The sequence below is a fragment of the Flavobacterium coralii genome (genome assembly GCF_019891545.1).
GTDB classification, from domain to species: Bacteria; Bacteroidota; Bacteroidia; order Flavobacteriales; family Flavobacteriaceae; genus Flavobacterium; species Flavobacterium coralii.
The window spans coordinates 172,164-198,618 of the sequence record NZ_JAHDIU010000001.1; the positions used below are offsets into that span (position 1 = coordinate 172,164).

The 26,455-nt window shown below is 40.9% G+C and carries 29 protein-coding genes; 10 read left to right on the forward strand and 19 right to left on the reverse strand.

Annotated elements, in window-relative coordinates:
• Positions 1–99: 99 nt before the first annotated feature.
• Genes KJK34_RS00770 through KJK34_RS00785 form a run of 4 tightly spaced genes read right to left on the reverse strand, consistent with a single transcriptional unit; the run spans position 100 to position 3,993 of the window.
• Positions 100–816 carry a hypothetical protein gene (locus KJK34_RS00770; RefSeq protein ID WP_223051939.1) on the reverse strand — a complete coding sequence of 239 codons (717 nt, stop codon included), beginning with the start codon at positions 814–816 and terminating at the stop codon, positions 100–102.
• Positions 813–2,549, reverse strand: coding sequence for a M14 family metallopeptidase (locus KJK34_RS00775; protein ID WP_223051940.1), 1,737 nt, complete (start codon positions 2,547–2,549; stop codon positions 813–815). Before KJK34_RS00775 ends, KJK34_RS00770 begins: the two co-directional genes overlap by 4 nt.
• Before the next feature lie 7 nt (positions 2,550–2,556).
• Positions 2,557–3,012, reverse strand: a complete 456-nt coding sequence (coaD, locus tag KJK34_RS00780; RefSeq protein WP_223051941.1) for a pantetheine-phosphate adenylyltransferase — start codon at positions 3,010–3,012, stop codon at positions 2,557–2,559.
• Positions 3,013–3,015: 3 nt separating this feature from the next.
• Positions 3,016–3,993 (reverse strand): D-alanine--D-alanine ligase, encoded by a 978-nt coding sequence (locus tag KJK34_RS00785; protein WP_223051942.1) that lies wholly within the window; start codon positions 3,991–3,993, stop codon positions 3,016–3,018.
• A 101-nt stretch (positions 3,994–4,094) separates the two neighbouring features.
• Here KJK34_RS00785 and KJK34_RS00790 point away from each other — a divergent pair, with 101 nt between their 5' ends.
• The 3 genes from KJK34_RS00790 to KJK34_RS00800 are packed head-to-tail and all read left to right on the forward strand — an operon-like array spanning position 4,095 to position 6,931.
• Positions 4,095–4,709, forward strand: coding sequence for a PASTA domain-containing protein (locus tag KJK34_RS00790; protein WP_223051943.1), 615 nt, complete (start codon positions 4,095–4,097; stop codon positions 4,707–4,709).
• Complete coding sequence (locus KJK34_RS00795; RefSeq protein ID WP_223052305.1) at positions 4,678–5,742, forward strand: RluA family pseudouridine synthase; 1,065 nt, start codon at positions 4,678–4,680, stop codon at positions 5,740–5,742. The genes KJK34_RS00790 and KJK34_RS00795 overlap by 32 nt, the downstream gene beginning before the upstream one ends.
• 55 nt (positions 5,743–5,797) lie before the next feature.
• A complete protein-coding gene (locus tag KJK34_RS00800) occupies positions 5,798–6,931 on the forward strand; it encodes a peptidoglycan DD-metalloendopeptidase family protein (RefSeq protein WP_317196850.1) in 1,134 nt (377 codons plus the stop codon).
• Positions 6,932–7,065: 134 nt separating this feature from the next.
• Here the strand turns inward: KJK34_RS00800 and KJK34_RS00805 are convergent, their stop codons facing one another.
• The 7 genes from KJK34_RS00805 to KJK34_RS00835 all read right to left on the reverse strand — a co-directional run bounded on the left by KJK34_RS00805 (position 7,066) and on the right by KJK34_RS00835 (position 13,669).
• Positions 7,066–7,596, reverse strand: coding sequence for a YceI family protein (locus KJK34_RS00805; protein WP_223051944.1), 531 nt, complete (start codon positions 7,594–7,596; stop codon positions 7,066–7,068).
• Between the two features lie 38 nt (positions 7,597–7,634).
• Complete coding sequence (locus KJK34_RS00810) at positions 7,635–8,363, reverse strand: pirin family protein (protein ID WP_223052307.1); 729 nt, start codon at positions 8,361–8,363, stop codon at positions 7,635–7,637.
• Between the two features lie 380 nt (positions 8,364–8,743).
• Positions 8,744–9,334, reverse strand: a complete 591-nt coding sequence (locus tag KJK34_RS00815) for a Crp/Fnr family transcriptional regulator (protein WP_223051945.1) — start codon at positions 9,332–9,334, stop codon at positions 8,744–8,746.
• A gap of 60 nt (positions 9,335–9,394) precedes the next feature.
• Positions 9,395–9,922, reverse strand: a complete 528-nt coding sequence (locus KJK34_RS00820) for a DUF4199 domain-containing protein (RefSeq protein WP_223051946.1) — start codon at positions 9,920–9,922, stop codon at positions 9,395–9,397.
• Positions 9,923–10,029: 107 nt separating this feature from the next.
• On the reverse strand, positions 10,030–10,485 hold the full coding sequence (locus KJK34_RS00825; RefSeq protein WP_236937555.1) for a helix-turn-helix transcriptional regulator: 456 nt from the start codon (positions 10,483–10,485) through the stop codon (positions 10,030–10,032).
• Positions 10,486–10,530: 45 nt separating this feature from the next.
• Positions 10,531–12,738: a redoxin family protein gene (locus KJK34_RS00830; RefSeq protein ID WP_223051948.1), complete on the reverse strand. Its 2,208-nt coding sequence runs from the start codon at positions 12,736–12,738 to the stop codon at positions 10,531–10,533.
• A gap of 25 nt (positions 12,739–12,763) precedes the next feature.
• Complete coding sequence (locus tag KJK34_RS00835) at positions 12,764–13,669, reverse strand: ABC transporter ATP-binding protein (protein ID WP_223051949.1); 906 nt, start codon at positions 13,667–13,669, stop codon at positions 12,764–12,766.
• Between the two features lie 100 nt (positions 13,670–13,769).
• On the opposite strand from KJK34_RS00835, the gene yaaA reads away from it, so the two are divergent.
• On the forward strand, positions 13,770–14,528 hold the full coding sequence (gene yaaA, locus KJK34_RS00840; RefSeq protein ID WP_223051950.1) for a peroxide stress protein YaaA: 759 nt from the start codon (positions 13,770–13,772) through the stop codon (positions 14,526–14,528).
• Between the two features lie 52 nt (positions 14,529–14,580).
• On the opposite strand, the gene KJK34_RS00845 is transcribed toward yaaA, so the two are convergent.
• From KJK34_RS00845 to KJK34_RS00865, 5 genes are all read right to left on the reverse strand, one after another.
• Positions 14,581–16,176, reverse strand: a complete 1,596-nt coding sequence (locus KJK34_RS00845; RefSeq protein WP_223051951.1) for an MDR family MFS transporter — start codon at positions 16,174–16,176, stop codon at positions 14,581–14,583.
• A gap of 1 nt (position 16,177) precedes the next feature.
• Positions 16,178–17,257: an HlyD family secretion protein gene (locus tag KJK34_RS00850; protein WP_223051952.1), complete on the reverse strand. Its 1,080-nt coding sequence runs from the start codon at positions 17,255–17,257 to the stop codon at positions 16,178–16,180.
• A gap of 7 nt (positions 17,258–17,264) precedes the next feature.
• Entirely contained in the window at positions 17,265–18,626 is a 1,362-nt protein-coding gene (locus KJK34_RS00855) for a TolC family protein (RefSeq protein ID WP_223051953.1), read from the reverse strand.
• Positions 18,616–19,239 carry a TetR family transcriptional regulator gene (locus tag KJK34_RS00860; protein WP_223051954.1) on the reverse strand — a complete coding sequence of 208 codons (624 nt, stop codon included), beginning with the start codon at positions 19,237–19,239 and terminating at the stop codon, positions 18,616–18,618. The genes KJK34_RS00855 and KJK34_RS00860 overlap by 11 nt, the downstream gene beginning before the upstream one ends.
• Positions 19,240–19,395: 156 nt before the next feature.
• On the reverse strand, positions 19,396–19,977 hold the full coding sequence (locus KJK34_RS00865) for an anthranilate synthase component II (protein ID WP_223051955.1): 582 nt from the start codon (positions 19,975–19,977) through the stop codon (positions 19,396–19,398).
• A gap of 290 nt (positions 19,978–20,267) precedes the next feature.
• Here KJK34_RS00865 and epsC point away from each other — a divergent pair, with 290 nt between their 5' ends.
• The gene (epsC, locus tag KJK34_RS00870) at positions 20,268–21,083 is read left to right on the forward strand and encodes a serine O-acetyltransferase EpsC (protein WP_223051956.1); all 816 of its coding nucleotides are present in this window, start codon (positions 20,268–20,270) and stop codon (positions 21,081–21,083) included.
• A gap of 14 nt (positions 21,084–21,097) precedes the next feature.
• Positions 21,098–22,006, forward strand: coding sequence for a cysteine synthase A (cysK, locus tag KJK34_RS00875; RefSeq protein WP_223051957.1), 909 nt, complete (start codon positions 21,098–21,100; stop codon positions 22,004–22,006).
• 69 nt (positions 22,007–22,075) lie between these two features.
• Here cysK and KJK34_RS00880 read toward each other — a convergent pair whose 3' ends face one another.
• The 3 genes from KJK34_RS00880 to KJK34_RS00890 are packed head-to-tail and all read right to left on the reverse strand — an operon-like array spanning position 22,076 to position 23,790.
• Positions 22,076–22,645 carry a YceI family protein gene (locus tag KJK34_RS00880; RefSeq protein ID WP_223051958.1) on the reverse strand — a complete coding sequence of 190 codons (570 nt, stop codon included), beginning with the start codon at positions 22,643–22,645 and terminating at the stop codon, positions 22,076–22,078.
• 35 nt (positions 22,646–22,680) lie between these two features.
• Positions 22,681–23,319 (reverse strand): NAD(P)H-dependent oxidoreductase, encoded by a 639-nt coding sequence (locus KJK34_RS00885; protein WP_223051959.1) that lies wholly within the window; start codon positions 23,317–23,319, stop codon positions 22,681–22,683.
• Positions 23,320–23,337: 18 nt separating this feature from the next.
• Positions 23,338–23,790: a MarR family winged helix-turn-helix transcriptional regulator gene (locus KJK34_RS00890; RefSeq protein WP_223051960.1), complete on the reverse strand. Its 453-nt coding sequence runs from the start codon at positions 23,788–23,790 to the stop codon at positions 23,338–23,340.
• Between the two features lie 139 nt (positions 23,791–23,929).
• Here KJK34_RS00890 and KJK34_RS00895 point away from each other — a divergent pair, with 139 nt between their 5' ends.
• The 4 genes from KJK34_RS00895 (at position 23,930) to KJK34_RS00910 (ending at position 26,412) form a co-directional block, all read left to right on the forward strand.
• Positions 23,930–24,475 carry a TlpA disulfide reductase family protein gene (locus KJK34_RS00895; RefSeq protein ID WP_223051961.1) on the forward strand — a complete coding sequence of 182 codons (546 nt, stop codon included), beginning with the start codon at positions 23,930–23,932 and terminating at the stop codon, positions 24,473–24,475.
• A 34-nt stretch (positions 24,476–24,509) separates the two neighbouring features.
• Positions 24,510–25,121 carry a thioredoxin family protein gene (locus KJK34_RS00900; RefSeq protein WP_223051962.1) on the forward strand — a complete coding sequence of 204 codons (612 nt, stop codon included), beginning with the start codon at positions 24,510–24,512 and terminating at the stop codon, positions 25,119–25,121.
• Positions 25,122–25,135: 14 nt separating this feature from the next.
• The gene (locus KJK34_RS00905) at positions 25,136–25,447 is read left to right on the forward strand and encodes a rhodanese-like domain-containing protein (protein WP_223051963.1); all 312 of its coding nucleotides are present in this window, start codon (positions 25,136–25,138) and stop codon (positions 25,445–25,447) included.
• A 272-nt stretch (positions 25,448–25,719) separates the two neighbouring features.
• Positions 25,720–26,412: a Crp/Fnr family transcriptional regulator gene (locus KJK34_RS00910; protein WP_223051964.1), complete on the forward strand. Its 693-nt coding sequence runs from the start codon at positions 25,720–25,722 to the stop codon at positions 26,410–26,412.
• The last annotated feature ends 43 nt before the right edge of the window (positions 26,413–26,455 follow it).

Below are 26,455 nucleotides of genomic sequence, written 5' to 3' on the forward strand. Positions count from 1 at the left end.
AGCTACAAAAATCAGTGTCGTGTTTTAATTAAAGATTAACTAAAATGGAATGCTACATTAACTTAACCTGCAGTTGTGTTTTCTAAAAGTTAAGAATTCTTAAGGTAGTAATACAGGTCCAAATTTTATCAGCCAAAACCACCAACCTATTGCTGCGCCCAGCGGCCCGGCGAGCATAAAGGTGAGCCGTTCTTTTTTAGGGATGATGTAAAAAGTTACCCATAATAGTGTTACGGCACCCATAGATGCAAAAAGCAATGCTACCGACCAAGAAGGCCAGCCAAGCATTTTTGCAAGTTTTGGTTCGTCTCCGCGAAGGTTTGCGCCACGGCCACTTATATAAGCCGGAATTGAACCAAACAGGTTAAATACTTCACGAGACCAAAAGAAGGCAAGGAATATAAATATCCATTGCTTAAAGGAAATCCCCGTTGCTATGATGTCTTTTCGCCTGAACCATAAAAGTAGTGCACCTATGCTTCCTGTAAGCATAGTTTGCAACGGGCCCCCTAATGTTATTAAAAAAGATTCCCATCGTTTGGGATAATATTTATCTGTGAGTTTGTCAAAATGTTTTCGTTTATCCGAATCCTTGTCTTTTATTGCCTCTTTGTTGTCTTTATAATACTGTTTAACCTCCTCTATGCCTTCGCTATCTGAATAATTTACGTATGCATAGCCTAAGTGCGGATTAAAACCTAAAGATTTGGCAACAATATAATGCCCGCCTTCATGGCTTATTGTACCGATAACAGTTGCGAGTACAAAACCGAGTGTTAAGTAAAAGAATAATTTTGGATGGAATTCTAATTTCACAACATCTTCATTTTGCGATATACAGGATATTGCATATGAGATTTCTCATAATATTCAGAGTGGCGGTATATCCAGTCGAGTTGTGCTTCGGGACTGGCTGCAAATTTATTATCCTCTGCTTTCTTTTTTTCAAATTGTGCTTTTAAGGCTGCATTATCTTTAAGCAGTTGCGCTGCGGTATCCTCAAACACATAAGCAGAAAAATATTCTTTCTGTTGCAGGATGGCATCAAAAAAGTTCCAATTAAAGAAAGAATCAACACCCTGCGGTTCGAGCATTTCAACAATATATTTTACACCGGACTGGCTGGTGCTTACTATATAATCTCCTTTCCTGAACTTTACTGTTTCATAGCTTTTTTCTATCTGAACATTGCTGTGCGGGTAATGCCCTTCATAAGGATAAGGTGAGGTGTCATAGCTTTTAATGCGGTAGCTCTCCACTTTATATTCGGCATCTTTGGTTAATTGCTGCATTTTTATGCCGTTCAGCTTTAAAAGATCAATTACTTCCCACCATTGCTGCGGAATGATATATTCTCCCGGAATTTCAACTTTTATAACCGGTTTGTATTCGGTATAATAGGGGACATCCTTTTTAAATGGTTTGCTGCGGTCATAATACAGCCTGTCTGCACCTGTAACTTCACTCTTTTTATAACCGCCTTCATAACCCAGGAAAGGGAATTGTGTTACCTTTTCGCGGTCCGGCTGCCATTGTAGTGTATAGTTAAGCGAAGGCTTAAACTGTTGTAGGTTTTCGTTTCGCAGTGTTTTTATCTTTTTACTGTTCTTGTCTATGTACAGCAACGATTCCAGCATATACTCATATGTAACCTTTACCCGTGCCGGATACTCCTTTAGCATATGTGTTTCGGGCATAGAGCCCGGCACATTAAAAAGCGAAGCATAACCAGTAGAGTAGCGGGGATGATCCATAAACTTATCAAAACCACCATCCGGCTTGTCATCATGTACATTTACATAAGGCGTTGCCTCAATGCCTTTATTTTTAAGGGCAGCCAGTACTTCAGGCATCATTTCATCTGTAAAAAAATCGCCGAGTTTACTGCCCAGCTTTTGATGATGTGTTTCAATATAAGTTAGAGTATATTGGTAATCGGCACCATTGCTAACGTGATTATCTATAAAGATATCAGGTTGCACTTTATGGAAAATTTCTGCAAAGCTGCGTGCATTACGGGTGTCACACTTAACAAAATCACGGTTCAGGTCATAATTACGGGCGTTACCACGAAAGCCATAGCTTTCAGGACCGTTTTGGTTGGCGCGGGTATGCGAGTTGCGGTTAAGCGCACCGCCAATATTATAAACGGGAATATTCACAATTGCCGTGTTCTTTGGCGCTGCAATTTTACCTGTTGCCAAATCGCGGTACAGCATCATTGTAGCATCTATGCCATCGGGTTCGCCGGGGTGAATGCCATTATTAATGAGAAGTACTGCTTTTTCTTTATTTATCCTATCAAAGTCAAATACCTTATCAGGATTATAAATAACAATATGTAATGGCTCACCACTATCGGTAAGTCCCATTTCCTGCATACTGATGCTTTCAAAATCGTTATCCAGTTGCTTGAAATAATCAATAACCTCATTATAAGTGGCGGTTTGGTTACCGTTACCTTTTTCGTATGGCGTTAAATACATATTTTTTTGTGCAAAAAGGTTTGCCGTAACAATAAGCAGCAGGAGCAGGAGCAGGGTTCTCATTACTTTATTATTTTACCCTGACAGAATCAGGTACCAGTATGGTATAGTCGCCTCCATTGCGCAATACATCGCGTACTATGCTCGAGCTAATGTAAGATGTACGCGCAGCCGTAAGCAGGAATACCGTTTCTATTTTACTGAGTTCGCGGTTGGTGTGGGCAATAGCCTTTTCAAACTCAAAGTCGGCAGGGTTACGCAGCCCGCGCAATATAAATTTAGCGCCTACTTTCTGGCAAAGGTCTATTGTTAAGCCTTCATAGGTAATAACCTCAATTTTAGGCTCGTCTTTAAAGGCTTCCTCTATAAAACGCTTGCGCTCTTCTATGGGGAACATATATTTCTTTTCGGCATTTACCCCTATGGCCACAATTATCTTATCAAATAGCTTAACGCCTCTTTTTATAATATCATAGTGGCCTAATGTTATCGGGTCAAACGACCCAGGAAATACTGCTGTTTTCATAGTTTACTTATTCCTTAAAGCCAGTTGTATGGCGTTATCAAATAGTTCAGGCAGGGTAATACCCGCCTCGCGTGCCTGTTGCGGCAGTATACTTTCTTCGGTTAATCCCGGCACGGTGTTTACTTCCAAAAGGTGTGGTTCGCCATTTACAATTATATACTCACTACGCGAAAAACCATCCATTTTCAGTATCTGGTACACCTTTTTAGCTATTTCAGCTACTTTTGCGCTCATATCATCATCTATCCTTGCAGGGGTTATTTCCTGCGACTGCCCCAGATACTTCGCCTCATAATCAAAAAACTCATTTTCAGATACAATTTCTGTTATCGGCAGTACCTTAACTTCGCCCTTATAGTTAATAACACCTACCGAAACTTCTGTTCCGTCAAGAAAACTCTCAATTAATATCTCGCTGTCCTCTTTAAAAGCTTTCTCTATTGCAGGCATAAATTCTTCCTGCTCTTTAACTTTAGAAATACCAAAACTTGAACCTGATTTATTCGGCTTTACAAAACAGGGTAATCCTACTTTATCTAATATACTCTCAATATCTATTACATCACCCTGATTTATGTAATGCGAAACCGCAGTTTTTATGCCATAAGGTTTTAAAACACTAAGCAGGTCGCGCTTGTTAAAAGTAAGCCCTGCCTGGTAAAACCCGCATGATGTTTGCGGTATGCCCAGCAACTCCAGGTAGGCCTGTATAAGCCCGTCTTCGCCCGGTGTGCCGTGTATGGCGTTAAAAACCACATCAAAAGTTACCTTGTGCCCGTCATGGTCTACAGAAAAGTCGTGCCTGTTTACAGGGTATTCATTTTCATCATCATCAACCATTACCCACTTTTCTTTTAATATATGTACCCTGTATGGATGGTATTTAGACCTGTCGAGCGATTTATAAACAACATTACCGCTTTTAATTGATATTTGGTACTCGCTGGAGTACCCGCCCATAATGATGGCAACATTTTTCATTGGCCTGCGTTAGTGTTAGGTTTGTTAAACACAAAAATATCATTATTTATTCAAACTTATAAGTTTGGTATTATTTATATCTTTGCCAAAATTGTGGATACATGAGCCTAAAGAATTTCCTGAAGAGCAAAACTTTTGTCATACAGCTTGGCATAGCTGTCGGCATTATTATAATAGTAGTATTTGCAGCCCTTAAATGGCTGGACAGCACTACCAACCACGGACAGGAAATACCTGTGCCTAACCTTGCAAAGATGTCGGTTGATAAGGTAGGGACAACACTTGAAGCCATAGATCTTGAATATGTAGTACTTGACACTGTAGATTTTAATAAAGATTTTCCGCCTTACAGCGTAGTACAGCAGGACCCGCTGCCTAATGTTAACGTAAAGGAAAACAGGAAAGTGTATATAAAAGTAAATGCAGGAGGTTATAATGACATACGTGTACCTGACCTTGTACAGAAAACCTACAGGCAGGCTTTACCAACATTAAAAGCCGCCGGGCTGGATGAAGGTAAAATAACCTACAAGCCTTACCTGGCTAAAGATGTTGTGCTTGAAATGTCGCAGAACGGCAAAAAGCTGAAAGCAGGCGACATGGTAAAGAAAGCAAGTAAAATAGACCTTGTGCTCGGCGATGGTAAAACCGGCTATACCGAGGATGAAGAGGATACAGACAATAATGCACAAGACACAGAAACCGTTGAAGACTAATACCATTATAGAACAGCAGGAAGAAGATGAGCTGTACGAACATTTCCGTTTTGAAGCAGGCAAGGGGCAGGCACCCCTGCGTGTAGATAAATTCCTGATGAACCTTGTAGAGAACGCTACCCGCAATAAAATACAGCAGGCTGCGGCAGCAGGTAACATTTATGTTAATGATGTTCCTGTAAAATCGAATTATAAAGTTAAGGCTAATGATGTGGTGCGTGTGCTGCTATCGCACCCGCCTTATGAATACCTGCTTGAGCCGGAAAACATTCCGTTGGATATTGTATATGAAGATGACCAGCTGCTTGTGGTAAACAAACCGGCAGGTATGGTTGTGCATCCCGGGCACGGCAACTATTCCGGCACGCTGGTTAATGCACTGGCCTACCATTTTGAGAACCTGCCCATGAACAGCAGCGAAAGGCCGGGGCTTGTGCATCGTATCGATAAAGATACCTCAGGGCTTTTGGTTATTGCAAAAACCGAGCAGGCTATGGCTCACCTTACCCGCCAGTTTTCTGAAAAAACGAGCGAGAGGGAATATATAGCGCTCGTATGGGGCAATGTAGAGCAGGATAATGGTACTATTGAAGGCCATATAGGCCGCCACCCTAAAGACAGGATGCAAAATACTGTTTACCCCGATGGCAGCGAAGGCAAACCTGCTGTTACGCATTATAAAGTTATAGAACGTTTTGGTTATGTTACCCTTGTTTCGTGCAAGCTCGAAACAGGGCGCACACACCAGATACGCGTGCACATGAAGTACATTGGGCATACCCTTTTTAACGATGCCCGTTATGGCGGCGATATTATACTTAAAGGCACCACCTTTACTAAATACAAACAGTTTATAGAGAACTGCTTTAAAGTACTGCCACGACAGGCACTGCATGCCAAAACACTTGGTTTTGAACATCCTGTAACGAAAGAGTTTATACGCTTTGATACCGATATACCTGCTGATATGCAGGAGTGTATTGAAAAATGGCATGTATATTCTAAATCGCGTGAGTTTGAGGGGGATGATTAGCAACTAATTATTAACTTTTAACGATAACTGGCACAATTCCTGCTTTCTACTACGTGTGAAAAGCAGGATATACATATATATAGCAGGTACACTTCTTTTAATTTTTCTGGTATTGCAATGTTCGGGCTGTTCCGGGATACAGAAAGTTACTGATACCATTACAAACCCGACAGCAAGGGAAATCTATAAAAGGGAATTTAGAGATAACGAACAGGTATATAACAATTGGCAGGCTGCCTATCAGACTGCGCTTACTGACAGTACTACCGTAAGCCTACCTTATGTCGAAAAAGGAAAATTCAGTACGGATATTAATGAAGTTTATACGTATGACATCACGCTTGAAGAAGGCGAAGTACTCATTGCCGAGGTTATAAAAGACTCTTCAACACAACGGGTGTTTATAGAAGTATTAGGCTCTGATACAACCAAGCCAGAAAAAGCGGAAATCAACCGCACTCAAATTAAATATATTCCCGATGCTACAGGCACTTATAAAGTTATCATTCAGCCGGAAATTGCAGCCGATACACCTTTTACAATTAGTATTTACAAACGCCCGCAGTACAGCTTTCCTGTAGCGGGAAAGGGCAATGCGGATGTGGGCAGCTTTTGGGGTATGGAGCGCGACGGTGGAAAGCGTCGCCATGAGGGTATTGATATTTTTGCCAAAAAGGGTACACCTGTTGTAGCAGCTACAGATGGATTTATTACTTATACCGGCGAGCGGGGGCTTGGCGGCAAGCAGGTATGGCTACGGGATGGAATGTTTGGTAAATCACTATATTATGCCCATCTTGACAGTATTGCCGTACAGGGAAGTGCTACTGTAAAAACAGGCGACACACTTGGTTTTGTGGGCAACACAGGTAATGCAAGGTTTACGCCTCCACACCTTCACTTTGGTATTTACACCGGGCGGGGTGCTGTAAACCCTTTACCGTTTGTATTTAAGACCAATAAGCCTGAAGCTTCGGGATTTACATTTAATTACACTGCGCTGCAATTAAAAACAAAGGCAACAGCCAATTTAAGACAGGGGCCTTCAACTTCATTTAATACCATCGGGCAGCTTACCGCTAATGATACTATTCAGTTATTAGGGCAGCACCACGACTGGCTTCATATTATTACGAGAAACGGTAAAAAGGCATTCCTACACAAAAGCCTTGCCCGTGAAATAAAATAAAATAAAAAAGGGCTGCATAGGTTTCCATTTTGAGTGTAACAACGTGAAGCCGAGAAATCTCAATGTGTAAAGATTTCTCCACAAGGTCGAAATAGAATCCTGATACAGCCCTTAAATAATCAATAGCTTATATATTATTGCTTAACAAATTGCAGTTCAATATTAAGCTTTACTTCTTCGCCTACCAGTACACCGCCTGTTTCGAGCGCAGAATTCCAAATTAGGCCAAAGTCTTTACGATTTATTTTCCCGGTTACAGAAAGCCCGGCTTTTACATTACCCCACGGGTCTTTTGCTACACCGCCAAACTCAGCATCAAGCGTAACGCTTTTAGTTACACCACGCACAGTTAAATAGCCAGTAAGGGTATAATAATCGCCTTGGTTTTTACTGAAACCTGTAGAGGTAAAAGTTATTTCCGGATGGTTTTCAGCATCAAAAAAGTCAGCGCTTTTTAAATGCCCGTCCCTGTCGGCATTACCTGTGCTAACCGAATTTACCTGTGCGCTGAAAGTAAAAGATGCATTTTCAAAGTTTTCATCATTTGTTTCGGCAGCGGCTTCAAATGCTGTAAAATTGCCTGACAGGTTAGTAAACATCATGTGTTTTACTTTAAAACCTATTTCTGAATGTGAAGGGTCAATCGCCCATTTTGTTGTACTCATAATATTGTATTTTGAAGATTTGTTAATTTATTAGATCATTAAAACTGCCTTAGCGCCATTGGCACTTCCATCAGTAAAATTTCTGCATTTTCGGATGCTGCTGTAATATCCAGTTTTTTGGTATCCCAAACCCCTAAACCGTCTCGGCGGTTAAGGCTTATACCATTTATGGTAAAATCGCCTTCCAGTACAAAAGCATATACGCCGTTGCCTTCTTTCTTAATAGTGTAATCAGTGCTTACGCCATTATCAAACTTACCCATATGAAACCATGCATCCTGATGTATCCATACACCTTCATCATCAGCGTTAGGCGATAGTATCTGTTGCAGCTTGTTGTGCCTGTCGGCTTCATTCAGTGTTATCTGGTCATATCGCGGAGCAACATTACGCTTATTCGGGAATACCCATATCTGAAGGAATTTTGTAAGCTTGTCTTTATTACGGTTATACTCGCTGTGGGAAATTCCGGTACCGGCGCTCATAACCTGTATATCGCCTTTTTTAATTACGGCAGTATTACCCATGCTGTCCTGGTGCTCAAGGTCGCCTTCCAGCGGAATAGATATAATTTCCATATTATCGTGCGGGTGGGTGCCAAAACCCATACCTGCTTCTACACGGTCGTCGTTTAATACCCTAAGCACGCCAAAATGCATCCTTTCGGGGTTGTGGTAGTTGGCAAAACTAAAAGTATGATACGAATCAAGCCAGCCGTGGTTAGCATGCCCGCGTGTTGCCGCTTTATGCAAAACTGTATTTTCCATGATTAAAGATTTTGTGTTAGGTAAATGATTAAAACCGATTGGTTGCAAAGGTTCAATTTCATCAATGCTGTTCTTCAGGGCGCTGCCTGCCGCAGCAGTAGCAACAAACATACCTGTACCCATAAGTCCTTTTTTTATAAAATCTTTCCTGTTCATACCGTTGGTCTTTTAATATTATGGTACAAAGTTAGCATGCACAAAAAGCCTTCGCATTGAACTGGGACAAGAAAAGCAGCTGTCAGCAATTAGCTATCAGAAAATATTGACCAGGAATAGGGAAGAAGAATGAATTCCGCCTCTTATTTTTATAGATTAAAGTTATATTGATTGCCTGATTACTTTTGCCTAACACCTAATAGCTGAGGACTGACAGCTGTAAGCTAATGGCTTTTTGCCAGTTTGGCGCGTACTTTACTTAAAAATTCGGCTGAGATGCCAAGATAGGAAGCGATGTAATGCTGTGCCACACGTTGGGGCAGGGTAGGGTAGTGCTCTAAAAATTCGATATACTTTTCAGTTGCCGATTTTGCTATGGTATTAAAAAGCCTGTTCTGGGTAACGGCAAGGTGGCGTTGCAGCAGTATACGGAAAGCCCTTTCGAAGCGCGGTGCTTTTTCAAAAAGGGTTTCTTTAGCTTCGGGGGTAAAAATAAGGAATTCGCAATCTTCAAGGGTTTCTATAAATACGCGGCTTGGCTCATTTTCATAAATACTGAACGAAATATCGCTTATCCATGAATCTTCAACTGCAAATTGCAGTATCACTTCAGATCCGTTTTCATCAATATAGTATTTACGCACACAGCCTTTCACTACATAAGCCTCAAAATTGCATACCTCGCCTTCATGCAGCATTATTGTTTTTTTGGGCTCATTGCGGACTTGCAGCAGCGAATTGAAAATAGCAAGTTCTGCATCGCTAAAGGTAACATAGCGGCTTATGCTTTTATTGATACTGCTGTAGCTTTCCATATTGGTGCGGTTTCCTACAAATATAATGAAAGGCAACAAAAAAGTGCCCGAAGGCACTCATTATACATTTACTATTCTTTTCTTTTTGAGTATCGCAGCTACTAAAAGCGATATTACTATACCAATCGGCAGTATTTCGATATAAGTGTACAAAGCAGCAAATAGCGGATAATCGTCATAAAACTGTTCATATCCTTTTATCTGCGAAACTTCTGCGGCAATTTTCTCAGCAGGTTCGCCTGCCGCCGCAAGTGCCTGCCCATGCATCTCGGCCATTTTACCCCAAAAATCATCTAAGATGAAATAATATTCTATAAGCCATGTTACCACATAAATGGTAGAAGCAATAAGGCTTATATAAAGCCCCACAAGGAAGGCTTTTTTAAATGTGATTACCCCATTGTTGTATTTGTCGCGATAATTTTTAACCGCCACAAAAATAAGCGACAACCCAAGCAGCATAGAAGCGAAGCCGTAATACATGGCGCTCTGCATATCTATGGCTTCGGGAAAGATAGTGAATACGATAAAGCCGATAATACTGATAAACCCTGCAACGAGGCCAAAGGCCCATACATTTTTCTTCATAATAGTTTTGTTTAAGTTTTATACGGGCAAAGGTGCTTTAGTTGCAGTTTATATTGCTCATACTTTTGGGTGATTCTCTGCATTACAGGTATTTTCACACTAAAGTATCAGGCAATAATACCCATTTGCCTTGCCTTTTCCACCGCCTGCGTGCGGCGTTTAACTTCAAGCTTTTCATACAATTTAGAGGTGTGTGTCTTAACTGTGTTGAGCGATACAAACAGTTTACCCGCAATTTCGGCATTGCTTAATCCGGTAGCTAAAAGCTCAAGCACTTCTGTTTCGCGTGGGCTGAGGTTTAAAGCTGCAAGCGCTTCTTCATTGCGTACAAAATCATTTGTGTGTTTCACATAAACGGTTTTTTCTACCACTACCACCTCTTTTTTTGGCGTTGCAACTTTAAGGGCTACCCATATGCCAAGCGCGGTAAAGATAAGTGCTATTGCACCAAAGTATATATCCTGTGCATGGCTCATGATAAGCAGCCTTATTTCGAGCCAGCGCATAACAAACAGCAGTAGGGCAAGCGCACAGCCGTAAAGAATTACAAGTTTATGTTTCAAAAAAAATGCCCTGAACATTTTGAACTGTTTAGGGCAAAGATAAAATTATTTTTGTTCTTCAAGTCCCAGGGCCTGCCGCAGCAACTGCTCAAAAACAGGCTCTGATGGGTAAGGCATATCGGCATTAACCAAATTTCCTTCAGGATCTATAAGGATAAACCTCGGGATGCTTTCAGCATTGTAATCCTTGCTGAACTGTTTTTCATTTTTAATGTGCAATTGCAGTACCGATTTTGATTTTGTTTTGGCCTCTACCAGCCATTTGTCAACCCTTGCATCTACGCTGGCTGCAAGAAACTGTATGTTGTTATTTTTATATTTAACGGCCATTTTTTCAAAATAGGGCGACTGGTAAACACATGGCGCGCACCAGGTTGCCCAAACATCTATCGCTACATATTTACCACGGAAGTCGGCAAGGCTTACAGGCTGGTTATTCATTGTTACAGCATCAAACAATGGCGCTTCCATTCCTTTGGATAGCTTGTTTATAATTTCTTTTTTATAATTTATAATGTTGTTGTAACGCTCATTTTTAAACATTGGAGTATATACTACTGCAAGGCTGTCACGCTCTTTTTTATCAGAGGCTTCTTTTATACTTTTTTCCAGTTGCTTAAAAAGTATTTTGTCTTTAAAGTCGCCTACAGGCATTTTTGCAATAGCGCGCAAGGCTTTAGCGTTTTCACTTATATCCTCTGTATCCGCTTTAGTTATTTGAGACGAAACATAATTAAAATACTCATCGTTACTTAATAGCCCCTGCTCATTAAGCGGTACGGTTTTTCTTATCTCTGCTATTTCAGGGGTTTCTTTCGTTTCCTTGTCAGGATATAAAGCAGTCCTTTTTTTCAGGAAATCTTCCCATAAGTTAAGATAGGTAAGCGTGAGAATCTTTTTATTCTGCATTTTAAAATCGTCTCTCGGCACATAATTATCAACCGTTTTAAAGTTGTCAGACTCGTTCATCTTCTCCTTCCATTCGTCAACCAGTTCATTAATTATCTTTTCTTCATCATCCAGGCCAATATTTTCCTGAATATAATAGCTTACGCTGCTCCAACTGTATTTGTTATCTTTTTTATAGCGATTTTCAGCAAGGCGTGTTCCCGTTACTTCCGCATCGGCTGCCTGTCCGCGTTTTGTTACGGCAATGTGCAGACTGTCGTTGCTTGACATTACAACATTTATAGCTCCGGCTTCGCCTATCGCAACCTGGTATATATCCAGTGGCATATTCTTCTTTATCTCATAATGGAATTTATTGTCTTTAACATCTATTTCAGCAATAGTGTCGTTGATAAATGCGTCACGAACATAGAGTTTATTAATAGGCGTATCAGAGTCTATTATACCGGCAATTATAGTTTTGCCGTACGGTTGCATTACATCGGGCGTAAGGGTATAAGCCAGTAATCCGCCAAATACAGCAAGAACCCCAACAAGCATGCCTGCCCTTTTAGGCGTACCAAAAGCATATTTAAGCGTTTTGTGCCTGTACCACTGGAAACCGATATACAGCACTATTAAAGAACATAACAGGCTTACAATAGCCGAATAGGTAAACCAGTAGCCCAGTTCGCTGCCTTTTTTATAGGTTGATATTTTGCCAAGCACATCAATTGGGTACCACTCCGGAACGATGCCCATTGCGGTGAGGAAAAGATAGGCCAGCAACAGGAAAAAACCTACAAGTATAGACCATATAAAACTTGGCATTATTACCGATATCATATATTGGAATGCAGTAAGGTACAGCCCGGCAATAAACAGCCTTGCGGCAATAAGCAACGCGTCTGCAAGAGCAGGGGTAAGTGCTGCGTTTTCAGGTACCTCATTTACCATTGATATAATCCACCCGAAAAGATAGCAGCCTCCAATAAGAGATACTATACTGATCAGGTTCGCGGTAAGCACCACAGTGAATTTAGAAAAATAGATGGAGGCCTTAGTTAATGGCTGGGTTTCCATAAGCTGCCAACCACCGTTCTTATGGTCAAGCTGCGTTATCCTGCTTACGGTTATAATAATCATAAGCGGGAAAAAGAATGTAGCAAAAGGGTCGAGGCAGTTCTCTATAAACTTTATAAAGTAGTTATAAGGCAGCTGCTCGCGCTCATGCATTATATTTGTAAGGTTTACTATAGTTAATATAACAGGCGAAATAATACCTAAAATTGCTGCGGTTATATACAGCCCTGTACCTTTTTTCTTTATGTGTTCGGCTTTTAGTGCCGTTAGGAAATTTTGCATTGGTTTTGTTTTAGTTGGTTATACATTAACGGATGAGCGACATGAACCACTCTTCGAGCCCGTTGAGTATCTTAATTTCATAAATGCCCGCACCCGACTCTACAAGCTTTTTGGTAAACTGCGGAATTTCTTCCCTGTTAGGCAGTTCTAAAACAACTTGTGAGGTATTTTCCAGTACAGCCTCAGGATACTCTGCTAAAAGCCTTTCGTGCCATTCAGCAGCATTACTCAGTGTAAGCTGTATTTTACAAGCACCCGAAAACTTTGAAAGCTCTTCAATAGTGCCTTCAAACTTTAGCTTGCCGTGGCTTATAATACCCACGTGCGTACACATTTTTTCAATTTCCGCCAGCAGGTGGCTCGATACAAAAATGGTAATCCCTTTTTCTTTATTCAGCTTTACCAGCAGTTGCCTTATATCGCGCATCCCGTTTGGGTCTAAACCGTTAACGGGTTCGTCAAGCAACAGGATATCAGGTTCGTTTAGCAGGGTTATGGCTATTGCAAGCCTTTGCTTCATACCCAGAGAATAATACTTTACTTTTCGCTTTGCATCAGCAGCAAGATCAACCAGTTGCAGCACTTCCGCAATGCGGCTTTCAGGCACATTGCGCAGCTTTGCAATATATTTAAGGTTATTATACCCGCTAAGGTGCAGGTATAAGGCAGGGCTTTCTACAAGCGCGCCTACATTATTAAACACCTGTGGCAGCTGTTCTTTAAGCGGCTTACCGAAAATAGTTATAGCGTTTTCCTGTTCAGGCAAGATGCCTGTTAGCAGCCGCATAGTGGTGGATTTACCCGCGCCGTTAGGCCCTAAAAACCCGTAGATGGAACCTTTCGGGATGTTAAGCGAAACGTTGTCTAAAACTTTTTTGTGCCTTGAAAAACGGAAGTTAAGTGCATGTGTTTGTATTATGCAGTCTGTCATAGTAGTTAAGTTGGTGATTAGGTTTGCTAATATAATAAATTGCCGCCGTATGTTGTAATAGTTAACCTGCGGTAGTATATTTGAAGTATAAACGCAGAAAATGAAAATTGTTATATCTCCCGCCAAAACACTTGATTACGAAAGCAAACTGCCTACCCGAAAGCATACTATGCCCGCTTTCCTGGAGCAGTCTGAAACAATACAGGAAACCCTGAAAGAAAAGTCGCAACCGCAGCTTATGGAGCTTATGGATATATCTGATAAGCTTGCGGAGCTTAACTGGCAGCGCAACCAGGAATGGGCAACACCGTTTACAACCAAAAATGCCCGCCCCGCCGTTTATGCTTTTAACGGAGATGTTTATACAGGCCTTGATGCTTACACAATACCCACATCTAAACTGAATAAATTACAGGATACACTGCGGATACTTTCAGGGCTGTACGGGCTGCTGAAGCCATTAGACCTGATACAGCCTTACCGTTTGGAAATGGGCACTAAACTGGAAGTAGGGGAGCACAAAGATTTATATGATTTTTGGAGAAGCACTGTAACGGAAACGCTTAATAATGAGCTGAAGGATGATGAGTTGTTTTTAAACCTTGCCAGCCAGGAATATTTTAATGCCATTGATGAAAAAGCACTTAAAGTACCGGTTGTAACCTGCGAGTTTAAAGATTATAAAGACGGCAAGTTGCGTATGGTTAGCTTTTTTGCCAAAAAAGCAAGGGGGATGATGGTGCGCTACATTCTTGATAAGAACATCCGCTCACTAAAAGGCTTAAAAGGTTTTGACTATGACGGGTATCGTTACGACCCTAAGCTATCAGATAAAACAACGCTTGTTTTTACACGATAAAAAAAGGCTGTCTAAATTTAGACAGCCTTTTTTATGTAGTTATTGCACTTTTTTAATGCATTGCTTCGCTCATATCTACTTTGCTTTTGCCCCGCCTTACCAAAAGGATGAACGGTATGCACAACAGGAACAATATACCCAGGTAAAGAAATACATCCATGTAGGACAGTATGGTTGCCTGCTTGGTAACCGTACCATTCATAACGGCATAGGCTTTTTGCAATGCTTCATTTTCGGGTATGCCGCGCGACATGAACCCCATTTTTAATTGCTGCACACGCTGCTGTACCTCAAAGCTGGCCGTGTTAAGGTGTGATACAAGGTTAACCCGGTGCTCCTGAGAAAAACGTGCTATAAAAGTGGTAATGATAGCAATACCGAACGAGCCGCCAAGCTGGCGCATCATACCTGTAAACGCGGCACCTTCGCCAATACTTTTACCTTTAAGTGTTGATAGTGAAAGCGTAGTTATGGGCACGAACAGAAGCCCAAGCCCCATACCGCGAAGGATAAGCGGCCAGAACATATGTTCCTCTCCCGTATCATTAGTTATAATGTTATGCATCCAGAAAGTAAAGAAGAAAAATATAAGGAAACCTACAGCCACCATATAGGTTTGCGGTACGCCTTTCTGTATCAATTTACCGATAATAGGCATCATGAATGCTGTAGTAAGAGAGCTTGGTATCAGCAATAATCCTGTTTCTAAAGCTGTCCACCCCAGTATAGATTGTGTATATATGGGCACAATAAAAGTAGAACCATATAAACCGAATCCTAATATAAAGCACATTATCGTACCAATGCGCAGGTTACTGTCCTTTAATACGCTAAGGTTTACTATCGGGTACTTGTAAGTTAGCTCGCGCCATATAAACGCAAAGAACCCGAAAAACGAAACCAGGCTTAGTGTTATAATAGTACCGTCGGCAAACCAGTCATCCTGTTGCCCGTGTTCTAATACATACTGTAAAGAACCTATAAATGAAGCAAGGAAAACAATACCCCACCAGTCCACCTGGTTGGCTTTGAGTTTTTCGCCATACTTAGGGCTGCGCACATATATAAGTGTAAGAAAGGTAGCTATTATACCAATGGGTATGTTAATGTAAAATATGTAAGGCCACGAATAGTTATCTACTATATAACCACCAAGTGGTGGGCCTAATGTTGGCCCTACAATAACCCCCATGCCATATATGGCCTGAGCCATACCGCGTTTTGCAGCGGGGTAGCTTTCTGTAATAATAGTTTGCGCCGTTACCAACAGCGCACCGCCGCCCATACCCTGAATGAACCTGAAAAGGACAAGTTCCCAAATGTTGGTAGCATTACCGCATAAAAATGATGAAACCGTAAATATTATTATAGATGCCGCGAAGTAATTACGGCGCCCAAACTGCTGTGACAGCCAGCTTGTCATTGGTATAACAATAACGTTGGCAATGGCATAGGCAGTTATAACCCAGGCTACATCAGTTAGGGTAGCGCCAAGACTGCCGCGCATCTCGTTAAGGGCAACGTTAACAATGGTGGTATCTACAATTTCCAGAAGGGCGCAAAGCACCGCGGTAATGGTTATTATAACCCGCCGGAAACCATATTCTACCAAACTGTCGTCTGCTTGTACTGTTGGTGCTGCTGCCATATTATTTCAGGTGAACATCTACTTCCACGTTCATACCCGGGCGAAGCAGTTTCACTTTTTCTTTATCGTTACTTTCAGTTAAGTTTATCCTTACAGGCAGCCTTTGCACTGTTTTTACAAAGTTACCGGTAGCATTATCAGGCGGCAGCAACGAAAAGCGAGAACCTGTAGCAGGGGAGAATGAAGTTATAACGCCTTCAAATTCCGTATCAGGATAGGCGTCAGCCATGATACTTACTTTTTGGCCCTCGCGCATTTTATTTAACTGCGTTTCTTTAAAGTTAGCCACCACCCAGGCCTGCTCATTGTTTATGATATAAAAAACAGATTGCCCCGGCTGTACCAGTTGTCCCGGTTGAATATCTACTGTAGAGATCTGCCCGTTTACAGGGGCAGTAACCATAGTATAAGATAAGTTCAGTTTAGCCGCTTCAAGGGCTGCTTTGGCTTTGTCGATATTGGCTTTAGCCACTTCTGTCTGCTTACTGGAAACCGCCGAACGCGAAACGCTTATGCTGCGTTGCGACCTGCCTGCCGCTTCGGCCTGCTTCAGCACATTAAGCTGTGCTTCCGCTTCGCGTTTAGCGGCTTCAGCCTGCTCAAACTGCTGCTTGGTGATAGAACGGTTGTCATATAGGTTTTTGTAACGCTCATAATCGTTAGTAGCCCTCCAAAGCCTTACTTTAGCTGCTTCTATATTACCTTTGGTAGATTGTATGTTAGCATCAGAAACCGATACACCCGCACTTGCACTGCCAATATCGGCTTTGGCTACTTCATAGCCACCTTCTGCTGCGGCAAGTGCTGCCTCGGCCTCTTCCACACGCACCTGATAATCCTTATCGTCTATTACAAAGAGGGTATCGCCCTTTTTTACAAAGTCGTTATCTTTTACATACACCTTTGATATATAACCCGAAACCCTGGGTATAATTGGGCTCATGTTTTTTTCTACCTGTGCGTCATCTGTGGTTTCGTGTGCCAGCGAGTGTATGTATTTGTACGTTCCGTATGTTGCTCCTGCAAGTACCAGTACAATAAGTATGATAAGGAACTTTTTATTTGTTTTCTTCTTTTCCATTTTCCGATTAATTAGTTTGAGTAAGGTTAATTGTATTTGCAAGTTTTCCTGAAGCATTGAGCAGTTCATAATACCTTTGGGTTATATCTGCTTTAGAGAATGCTTCGTTAAGCTGTGCCTGTAACTTTTGCACGTCTGCTTCAAGCAGGTCGTTCGTGTCGCTAAGGCCATTGTCATATTTGTCTTTTACAATGCGGTAGTTTTCTTCTGCCTGTGTTACCGCCTGCGTGTAAACACTGTTTTGCTTTATGGCAAGGTTATAGTGTTCCAGTGCATCTTTAACCTGAACCTTAACACGGTCAGACATCAGCTCTACTGCCTGCCTTGCTTCCTCAGCACGGCTTTTTTCAGCAGCTACTTTTTTCCTGTTTTTAAATATTGATGAAATATCATATTTAAGCCCTACACCAAAGTTTACGGCATTATATACCTGTACTACATTCTGTATATCGAGCGCCACATACCCTGCCATAATTGAAACGGATGGATAGTAATCGGCCTGTGCCACTTTAATGTTGGCTTCAGCGGCTTTTTGCTGCCACCTGAGCGCTTCGAGGTCGTTGCGTTGGGCAACTGCCTCACGCTCGGTTAAAGTCGGTAACAGTGCTTTATTTTCCATAAAATAAGCATCGTCAGGAAGTATTTGTGTGTTCTCAGGTAGTTTCAGTAATATGGCGAGCTGGTAGTTTATAGTTGCCGCCTGCCTTTTGGCATCTTCCAGAGAGATCTCAATGTTGCTTGCCTGCAATTGCGCTTTTAATAAATCATTTCGCGCCAGCAGGCCGTTTTTTTCCATAGCGGTAAAATCAATAACCCTTTGGTTGGCACTGCGCAGGTTTTCCTGTATCAGCGTTACAGACTGCTCGGCTTTATACAGGTTTACATACAGCATTACTGCCTGTAATGCAAGTTGCTCTTTTGTGCTTGCCGCATTATACTGCTCTGCCTTGTGCAAATCTTCGGTAGCAGCAATGCTGTTCTTGAGCCTGAATCCGGAATACAAGGGCATTCCTAAACTGGCCTGTCCAAGCATAATCTGGTTTACTTCGGGCGATGATGTGGCTGTAGCGCCCTCTTCTGTTTCGCCTCCATTGTTTGCTACGGGTAATTTAAAGTTTACGGTAGGGCTTGTAAGCCTTTGGTACTGCCCTGAAATGGTAAACTCCGGGTAACGGTTGTTCTTTACATTATCAACAGCCAAAGCTGATGTTTCTACTCTTGTTTCTGCCATTGCAGCGGCTGTGCTGTTGTTTACCGCAAGGTTTATGGCTTCTTCAAGTGTAAGCGGTTTTCGTTCCTGCGCTGTCAGCGGTTGCTGTGCACCACAAAATGCCAGCAGTATGCTAAACAGAATTGTTTTAATTTTCATGTAATAGATATGCTTTAATAACTTGTTTGATGTGATTGGTAAGTTCTGTATTTATATAATTCTCATAGGCTTCATCAGTGGTTAACCCTAAAACCTCTTCATAAAAAGGCCTGTTCATCTGCAAATGGAAAAACGTACCGATTATGGTAGGGGGTATGAGAGGCGTATTGATATCTTTCCTAAAAATGCCCTGTTGCTGTCCTTCCTGTATTACCTTATTCAAAAAGTCCATGTTCTTTCTTTTTACTTCGGTATAAGCCTTAATGTCTATAGCGCGCTTTTTAATGGAAAGTTCAAAATGCAGTATCTGGTACATGCATTTGTTTTTGTTAATGCGGGCTATGTAAAGTTCAGTAAGCTTCATCATTTTTTCCAGAGGGGATATAGCTTCATGGGAAAGATTTTCAAGCTCCATCCGCATTCCTGAAATCCGGTAAATGATTAACGCTTCCAGCAGCTTTTCTTTCGAACCAAAGTAGTACGAAATCATAGCTACATTAACGTTTGCTTCTTTTGCAATATCCCTTACCGAAGCACCGTCAAAACCATCTTCGGCAAACCGTTTTTCGGCAGCCTGAAGTATGTCAATTTGCTTATCACTAAAATCTGTCATTGCTTATTCTGTAATTACATTACAAAATTAAACAATTGTTTAAATTAAGCGTTTGTTTAATTTTATTTTAACAAAAAAAGGTTTCGTAAATAGTGATAAGTAAAATTGATAGTGATATATTATGTTGCTTATTATGAATACTATAGGTTGAATAACCTAAAGTTGTTTTTTAAAACTCAACCAATTGCGTAGAATTCGTTTACCATGAGGCGTAAGCACAGATTCAGGATGAAACTGTACACCACGTACATCTAAAAAGCGGTGGCGTAATGACATGATATTGCCGTCTTCATCAACAGAAGTGGTTTCTAAAACATCAGGTAATGTGTAGGTATCGGCACACCACGAGTGATACCTCCCAACCGTTAACGGACTGTTTAACCCTGCATAAAGTGGTTCATCATTTACAGTAAAATCAATTTGTGAAGAAACCCCGTGATGCACCTGCTGAAGGTTTATCAAAGAGCCTCCAAACACCTCTGCTATTGCCTGCTGCCCCAGACAGATGCCCAGTATGCTTTTTGTGTCGGCAAACTCTTTAATTATTGGCTTTAACAATCCTGCCTCATCCGGTATGCCGGGGCCGGGTGAAAGCAGTATTTTAGAGAAGGGTTCTACATCGGCAAAAGTAATTTCGTTATTGCGTAAAACCGTTACATCACAATCCAGGTCTTCAAGGTAGTGCACAAGATTATAGGTGAAACTGTCATAATTATCAATAACAAGAATTTTTGCCATAGTAGTTTAAATTATATGCAAAAGTAAAAAACATTTAAGGCGGATATTAATAAAATTATAAATCTACTAATTTAGTAGAGTAATGTGTCGGCTCAATTACTTTTTTCTTTAAATTTGTTAGAAACTAATAACGTAATAAATGTTTTTAAGCCTTATGAACATGGCCTGCAACTGTTGTCCTCTTCAAACGAGAGGCTTTTGCCGTTATGTAAATGGAGTTTAAAAACCGGTACTTTAACAGCAAAGCTTCTCAGTAACGAGAGGCTTTTTTGTTTTTATAATCACAAATTATGCAACATCCCGTGTACACAGCTAACAAAAAGCAGCAGGCCAATCTTCCTGATAAAGAAGCAATGGCCGCTTGGATAGAAGACTTTTTTGAATGGCTTTTTTGTATTGGCAGTAAATACTGCGATTACAGCTATTTTGAAGCGAAACAGAAAACCCTCGAAGGTATTTTGAGAGAGCAGCTTGAGCTTTCGGGTTATCCAGAAGATAAAGTAAGCATTCTCATCCGTTTACTGAATGAGAAAACCATTGTGCTTCATCAAAAACTTGAAGATGACTTAAAAGCTATTTTTGAGTTTGACCCTGCTGCAAAGAGCAGGACGGAAGTATTGCTTACCTATCCGGGATTTTTTGCCATTGCCGTTTATCGGATAGCGCATGAGCTATGGCTAAATGCTGTGCCTGTGCTGCCACGCATGATGAGCGAATATGTGCACAGTAAAACGGGGATTGATATACACCCGGGGGCACAAATAGGCGAGCGGTTTTTTATAGACCACGGTACCGGTATTGTTATTGGCGAAACAACCGTTATAGGTAACGATGTAAAAATGTATCAGGGTGTAACGCTCGGTGCGCTAAGTGTGAGCAAAGCGGATGCCTCTGTAAAGCGGCAACCTACTATTGGCAATAATGTAACCATATATGCCAATGCCACTATACTGGGTGGTAATACGGCTATAGGCGACGACTCTGTTTTAGGAGGGAACGTATGGATAACCCACTCCGTTCCGCCGCACTCGCTGGTGTATCATAAAAGCGAGGTAGCCATAAAAACCCGTGAAACCTTTCCTGAACCTTTAAACTTTGTAATATAATTATCTGAATACATATGAAAGCAAATTCAATTTTAGAAGCCATAGGCAAAACGCCGCATGTAAAGATCAATAAACTTTTTGGCAACCATAATGTATGGATTAAACTGGAACGCAACAACCCCGGCAGTAGTATTAAAGACCGTATTGCGCTGGCAATGATAGAAGATGCAGAGGCCAAAGGTTTGCTAAAGCCTGATAGCGTTATAATAGAACCTACGTCTGGCAATACAGGCATAGGGCTTGCCTTAGTTGCTGCTGTTAAAGGCTATAAGCTTATTTTGGTGATGCCCGAATCTATGAGTGTTGAGCGCAGAAAGCTGATGTCTATTTACGGTGCAGAGTTTGAACTTACACCACGCGAGAAAGGTATGAAAGGTGCGATAGAAAAGGCTGCAGAGCTTACTGCAAATACACCAAATGCATGGTCGCCAAGCCAGTTTGATAACAATGCTAACGTTGAGATACACAAACGTACTACCGCCCAAGAAATTCTCGCTGACTTTCCGGATGGGATAGATTATATGATAACAGGTGTGGGTACCGGGGGGCACATAACAGGTGTTGCTGCTGTATTAAAAGAAAAGTTCCCTAACCTGAAGGTATTTGCAGTAGAGCCGGAAGCATCACCCGTATTGAGCGGGGGCGACCCGGGCCCGCATCCGTTGCAGGGCATTGGCGCAGGGTTTGTACCTTCAATTTATGAGAGCAGCCTGATAGATGGTGTTATAACCGTTAGCAGGGATGAAGCCTTTGACTATGCCCGCCAGCTTGCTGCTAAAGAAGGTATATTGGCCGGTATATCTACAGGGGCATCTTTAGCGGCACTGAATAAGAAAATAGCTGATATACCCGAGGGTGCAACTGTGCTTACATTTAATTATGACACGGGTGAGCGTTACCTTTCAGTAGAAGGTCTGTTTTAAAATCAGTTATATATAACAATAAAGCCCACCGCTTGCGGTGGGCTTATATTTCAACTTAAAATTCGGAAATTAAAACTGAAGGTTTACTGTCAGTTCAAAGTCATCATAAATTACATTGTCACCAAGTCCGTCAAAAATACTGCCTGATTTATACTCAATACCATACTTAGTCCTGTCTACTTTAAAAGATGTGGTAGCAGAGTTCTTGTTTACAGTAAGGTCAAAAGTTACAGGTTTGGTTATGCCTTTAATGGTTAGGTCGGCAGTTACGGTATAAACATTACCGCTTTTAGGCTTTACAGAAGTAAACACAAGGGTAGAAGTGCCATATTTATCAGTACCGAAGAAATCGGCTGCTTTAAGGTGGCCTTCAAGTTTTTCTTTACCTTCACCGGCTTTAAGGTCGGTTACTTCAATAGAGTTCATGTTAACGGTAAAGCTGCCGCCTGTAAGTTTGTTGTTTTTAAACTTAAGTACGCCATCTTTAAAGTCGATGGTACCACTGTGCTCTCCGGTAACTTTTTTACCTACCCATTCGATTTCGCTTTTGGCAGTGTTGATTTTTTTGTCCTGAGCCGAAGCGGTTATAGTGCCAAGGGCAACTACCAGTGCAAGTGCAATTGATTTTAAGTTTTTCATTGTTTTAACGTGTTAAAATTAATTTAGGTATTGAATTAAATAGTGATAAATAGTTCTTGTTTGGGTTTCCTAACCTTTTTAAGGTTCTGGAAGTTATCTTCGCTGTGGCGGTACCCCACTGCAGCAATTACAGATGTGGTAAGTCCTTTTTCATTCAGGTTAAGGATCTCATCTATCTTCTCACCGTCAAAGCCTTCCATAGGGGTGCTGTCTATTTTAAGGACAGCTGCTGCATTAATAAGGTTAGATAGTGCTATATAGGCCTGTTTACCTGCCCATGATTCATTTTCCTTATCATTCCGGCTGTCAATAGAACCTTTAATCATGCCCTCAAAATCTTTCAGGCTTTCTTTTTCTACATTACGTGTCTCGCTTATATTGTCCATATAGTCCTCAACATGCTCATCGCCCAGGTTTTTCTCCACAGCAAATATGAACAGGTGAGAAGCATCTGTAAAAACGTTCTTATTATTACCCATGGCACCTTCGGCAAGTTTCTTTTTGGCTTCGTCACTTTCTACCACTATAACCTTGTATGGCTGTAACCCGGCAGAAGACACACTTAGCTGAACCGCTTCTTTTAGTGTTTCAAGGTCGTTATTACTTACTTTTTTAGAAGCGTCATATTTTTTTGTGGCATAGCGCCAGTTAAGGCTTTCAATAAAATCAGTCATAAATTTTTTTGGTTTTAATTATCCCCTGTATTTTTCAAGGAGGTTATTTAATAAATGTAGTTCGTCAGTATCAAGATTAGCCGCATAGCTGTTTTCATGCGCTTCAACTTTAGGGTCAAGCTCTTTCAGCAGGGCAAGTCCTTTTTCCGTAATGGTAATATCCATTTTGCGCCTGTTGGCAGTACACACCTCACGTATTACAAGGTCTTTAAGCAACAGCTTATCAACCAGCCTTGTGGTATTGCTGGTCTTTGCAATCATACGTTCCTGTATTACACACATATTGGCAGGTTTGCCTTTTTGCCCGCGCAAAATGCGCAATACATTAAATTGCTCAGGAGAAAGGTCATAAGGCTTAAGCAGTTCATTAAAGCTTTCAGACAATATGTTTTGTGTGTATGTTATATTCAACAGCGTCTTTTTGCCTATTGGCATTTCCGTTGTTGATTTTATAGCATCTTCAATTTTCATAATTGTAAATACAAAATTTGTATGTACAAATGTAATGTATTTTATAGTTGTATATACAAATGTATTGTTAAAAAATATTTAAAATTTTTTAGCGCTCATTTTTTGGTTAATTTTATCATGCAGAATATAAAACATAAAAATGACGCATTATATAAAAAGAGCAGCTTTGGTATTGTTGATGCTTGGCTTTGCTGCCTGCAAAGGCGAGGAGGGATCAGCTACTGAAGAACCAGCGCCAAAACCAATGAAGGTTTATAAGAAAAATGGCATAAGTGTAAAATCATATGACTACTCCGGGCTTGAGTATTTCCTGACTAAGGATAACGATACTACCTATGTAGTTAATTTCTGGGCAACGTGGTGTGTGCCCTGCGTAGAAGAGCTTCCGCATTTTGAAAAACTCAACGCAAAGTATAAAGATGATAAAGTAAAGGTAATACTGGTGAGCCTTGATATGCCTAAGATGGTTGAGAACAAGTTGTTGCCTTTTATTAAAGAAAACCAGCTTAAAAGTGAAGTGCTGTATCTGCGCGACCCGGATGCTAACTCGTGGATACCCAAAGTAGATTCAACCTGGAGTGGTGCCATACCTGCCACACTAATTTATAACAGGGACACCCGCAGGTTTTTTGAAAAGTCTTTTAGCTATGAAGAGCTTGAAAAAGAGGTAAGCCTTATCAAATAGTAAATCAGAAACAATTAATCATAAGTATATAAAAATGAAAGCAGTAAAATTTTTAGGACTTTTTATAGCAGCAGGCCTGCTTGCAGCTTTTACCATTGCCAAACCTGCCGCAGGTTATAAGGTTGGCGATGTGGCTACCGATTTCAGCCTTAAAAACATTGACGGTAAAAAAGTATCTTTAAAAGATATGAAAGACGCCAAAGGCTATATCGTGATTTTTACCTGTAACCATTGCCCTTATGCCCAGGCGTATGAAGACAGGATTATAGCTCTTGACAAGAAATATAAAAAACTGGGTTACCCGGTAGTGGCTATTAACCCTAACAATCCTGCTAAGCAAAAAGACGACAGCTTTGAGAAAATGCAGGAGCGTGCCAAAGAAAAGAAGTTTACATTTCCGTACCTATTGGATGAAGGGCAAAAAATATACCCTCAGTATGGCGCTACTAAAACGCCCCACGTTTACATTCTGCAAAAAACTACAAAAGGCAACGTGGTTAAATACATAGGTGCTATTGATGATAATTATGAAGATGCATCTGCTGTAAAGGTTAAGTATGCCGAAGATGCTGTTAATGCATTACTTAAAGGCAAAGAAGCCCCTGTAAAGGAAACAAAGGCCATTGGCTGCTCTATTAAAGCATAAATAAGAAATTTTAAATGGATTTATCTCAAAACGAATGGTGGGAGCAGGCACAGCAGGATGAAAATGCCGTGATACTGGATGTGCGCACCGAAGACGAATGGAACCGTGGTATTATACCCGGTGCAATTAATATTGATATTTATAAAGGGCAGGGCTTTATTTACCAGGTAGAAGAGCTTGATAAAGATAAGAACTATTATGTGTATTGTGCCGCAGGCGCGCGTAGCGGGCAGGCGTGCAACATAATGAACGAGCTTGGCTTTAAAAATACTTATAATCTTGCCGGTGGTATTTCCCGGTGGAGCGGGCCTGTAACAATGCCCTGATATAATAAAGAAAGGGGCTGTCTCAAGTGCTTTTATCAGCATTTTGTCATTCCGACGATAGGAGGAATCTTAAAGAAATCAATCATTTAAGATTCTTCACTCGCTATCGCTTAGTTCAGAATGACACTTTTGAGACAGCTCTTTTTTGTTTATAGCTCTAAATAATTCTACAGAAACATCTCTCAACCAATAATTAACATATTTTTAATCGGAAATTTTACATTTAATATTAAATAAATGTATTTGTTGCTATTTTTGGTAAAAGCATTTTTATGTCAGCCGATTTAAAATTCTGGTACCTGAGAGACCATAAGCTTTTCAGGACACTCAGCTTTTCGCAGATAAAGCAGTTATGCATAATAACCGGCTATAAAAAGGCCGGCAAGGGCGATATTATTTATTTTTCCTCTACAGATGTGCCCCGGATCTTTTTCCTGAAAAAAGGAAACATAAAAATTGTTTCGGTGGATAAGTCGGGTAAGGAAATGATTAAAGATATTATCCAGAAAGGCGACCTTTTCGGGGAGCTTACCCTTGAAACAGACAGTGAGAGTTATGAATATGCACAGGCGCTTACCGATGAGATAATAATTTGCAGCTTCCTGCTCTCGGATTTTGAGAACCTATTGCTGAAACACCCTGAACTTGCCCTGTCTTATACAAAATTTGTAGGGCTGCGTATGCTGAAATGGAAAAATAATTACTCTAATCTTATCTCTAAAGATGCTAAGGCAAGGCTGCTGATGTTTATAAAAGACTGGGCAAAAAAAGAGGGCAGGGCCGAAGGGGATAAAGTATATATAGAAAACTACCTTACCCAAAATGATATTGCCCAGATTATATGCACCTCAAGGCAGACAGCCACACAACTGCTTAATGAGCTGGAAGAAAAACAGTTTATTACTTATACCCGTAAGCAAATAATAATCAATGATTTTACCGCTTTTGAAAAAATGGCAGGTTAATGATTGTGTCCATGCATTCTGCTTTACTGTACATTAAAATCAA

Excerpts from the sequence above, each read along its gene's own strand:
- KJK34_RS00775 (WP_223051940.1), bottom strand. The coding sequence starts at position 2,549 with ATGAGAACCCTGCTCCTGCTCCTGCTGCTTATTGTTACGGCAAACCTT.
- coaD (WP_223051941.1), bottom strand. The coding sequence starts at position 3,012 with ATGAAAACAGCAGTATTTCCTGGGTCGTTTGACCCGATAACATTAGGC.
- KJK34_RS00785 (WP_223051942.1), bottom strand. The coding sequence starts at position 3,993 with ATGAAAAATGTTGCCATCATTATGGGCGGGTACTCCAGCGAGTACCAA.
- KJK34_RS00790 (WP_223051943.1), top strand. The coding sequence starts at position 4,095 with ATGAGCCTAAAGAATTTCCTGAAGAGCAAAACTTTTGTCATACAGCTT.
- KJK34_RS00795 (WP_223052305.1), top strand. The coding sequence starts at position 4,678 with ATGCACAAGACACAGAAACCGTTGAAGACTAATACCATTATAGAACAG.
- KJK34_RS00805 (WP_223051944.1), bottom strand. The coding sequence starts at position 7,596 with ATGAGTACAACAAAATGGGCGATTGACCCTTCACATTCAGAAATAGGT.
- KJK34_RS00810 (WP_223052307.1), bottom strand. The coding sequence starts at position 8,363 with ATGGAAAATACAGTTTTGCATAAAGCGGCAACACGCGGGCATGCTAAC.
- KJK34_RS00815 (WP_223051945.1), bottom strand. The coding sequence starts at position 9,334 with ATGGAAAGCTACAGCAGTATCAATAAAAGCATAAGCCGCTATGTTACC.
- KJK34_RS00820 (WP_223051946.1), bottom strand. The coding sequence starts at position 9,922 with ATGAAGAAAAATGTATGGGCCTTTGGCCTCGTTGCAGGGTTTATCAGT.
- KJK34_RS00830 (WP_223051948.1), bottom strand. The coding sequence starts at position 12,738 with ATGCAAAATTTCCTAACGGCACTAAAAGCCGAACACATAAAGAAAAAA.
- KJK34_RS00835 (WP_223051949.1), bottom strand. The coding sequence starts at position 13,669 with ATGACAGACTGCATAATACAAACACATGCACTTAACTTCCGTTTTTCA.
- yaaA (WP_223051950.1), top strand. The coding sequence starts at position 13,770 with ATGAAAATTGTTATATCTCCCGCCAAAACACTTGATTACGAAAGCAAA.
- KJK34_RS00845 (WP_223051951.1), bottom strand. The coding sequence starts at position 16,176 with ATGGCAGCAGCACCAACAGTACAAGCAGACGACAGTTTGGTAGAATAT.
- KJK34_RS00850 (WP_223051952.1), bottom strand. The coding sequence starts at position 17,257 with ATGGAAAAGAAGAAAACAAATAAAAAGTTCCTTATCATACTTATTGTA.
- KJK34_RS00855 (WP_223051953.1), bottom strand. The coding sequence starts at position 18,626 with ATGAAAATTAAAACAATTCTGTTTAGCATACTGCTGGCATTTTGTGGT.
- KJK34_RS00860 (WP_223051954.1), bottom strand. The coding sequence starts at position 19,239 with ATGACAGATTTTAGTGATAAGCAAATTGACATACTTCAGGCTGCCGAA.
- KJK34_RS00865 (WP_223051955.1), bottom strand. The coding sequence starts at position 19,977 with ATGGCAAAAATTCTTGTTATTGATAATTATGACAGTTTCACCTATAAT.
- epsC (WP_223051956.1), top strand. The coding sequence starts at position 20,268 with ATGCAACATCCCGTGTACACAGCTAACAAAAAGCAGCAGGCCAATCTT.
- cysK (WP_223051957.1), top strand. The coding sequence starts at position 21,098 with ATGAAAGCAAATTCAATTTTAGAAGCCATAGGCAAAACGCCGCATGTA.
- KJK34_RS00880 (WP_223051958.1), bottom strand. The coding sequence starts at position 22,645 with ATGAAAAACTTAAAATCAATTGCACTTGCACTGGTAGTTGCCCTTGGC.
- KJK34_RS00885 (WP_223051959.1), bottom strand. The coding sequence starts at position 23,319 with ATGACTGATTTTATTGAAAGCCTTAACTGGCGCTATGCCACAAAAAAA.
- KJK34_RS00890 (WP_223051960.1), bottom strand. The coding sequence starts at position 23,790 with ATGAAAATTGAAGATGCTATAAAATCAACAACGGAAATGCCAATAGGC.
- KJK34_RS00895 (WP_223051961.1), top strand. The coding sequence starts at position 23,930 with ATGACGCATTATATAAAAAGAGCAGCTTTGGTATTGTTGATGCTTGGC.
- KJK34_RS00900 (WP_223051962.1), top strand. The coding sequence starts at position 24,510 with ATGAAAGCAGTAAAATTTTTAGGACTTTTTATAGCAGCAGGCCTGCTT.
- KJK34_RS00905 (WP_223051963.1), top strand. The coding sequence starts at position 25,136 with ATGGATTTATCTCAAAACGAATGGTGGGAGCAGGCACAGCAGGATGAA.
- KJK34_RS00910 (WP_223051964.1), top strand. The coding sequence starts at position 25,720 with ATGTCAGCCGATTTAAAATTCTGGTACCTGAGAGACCATAAGCTTTTC.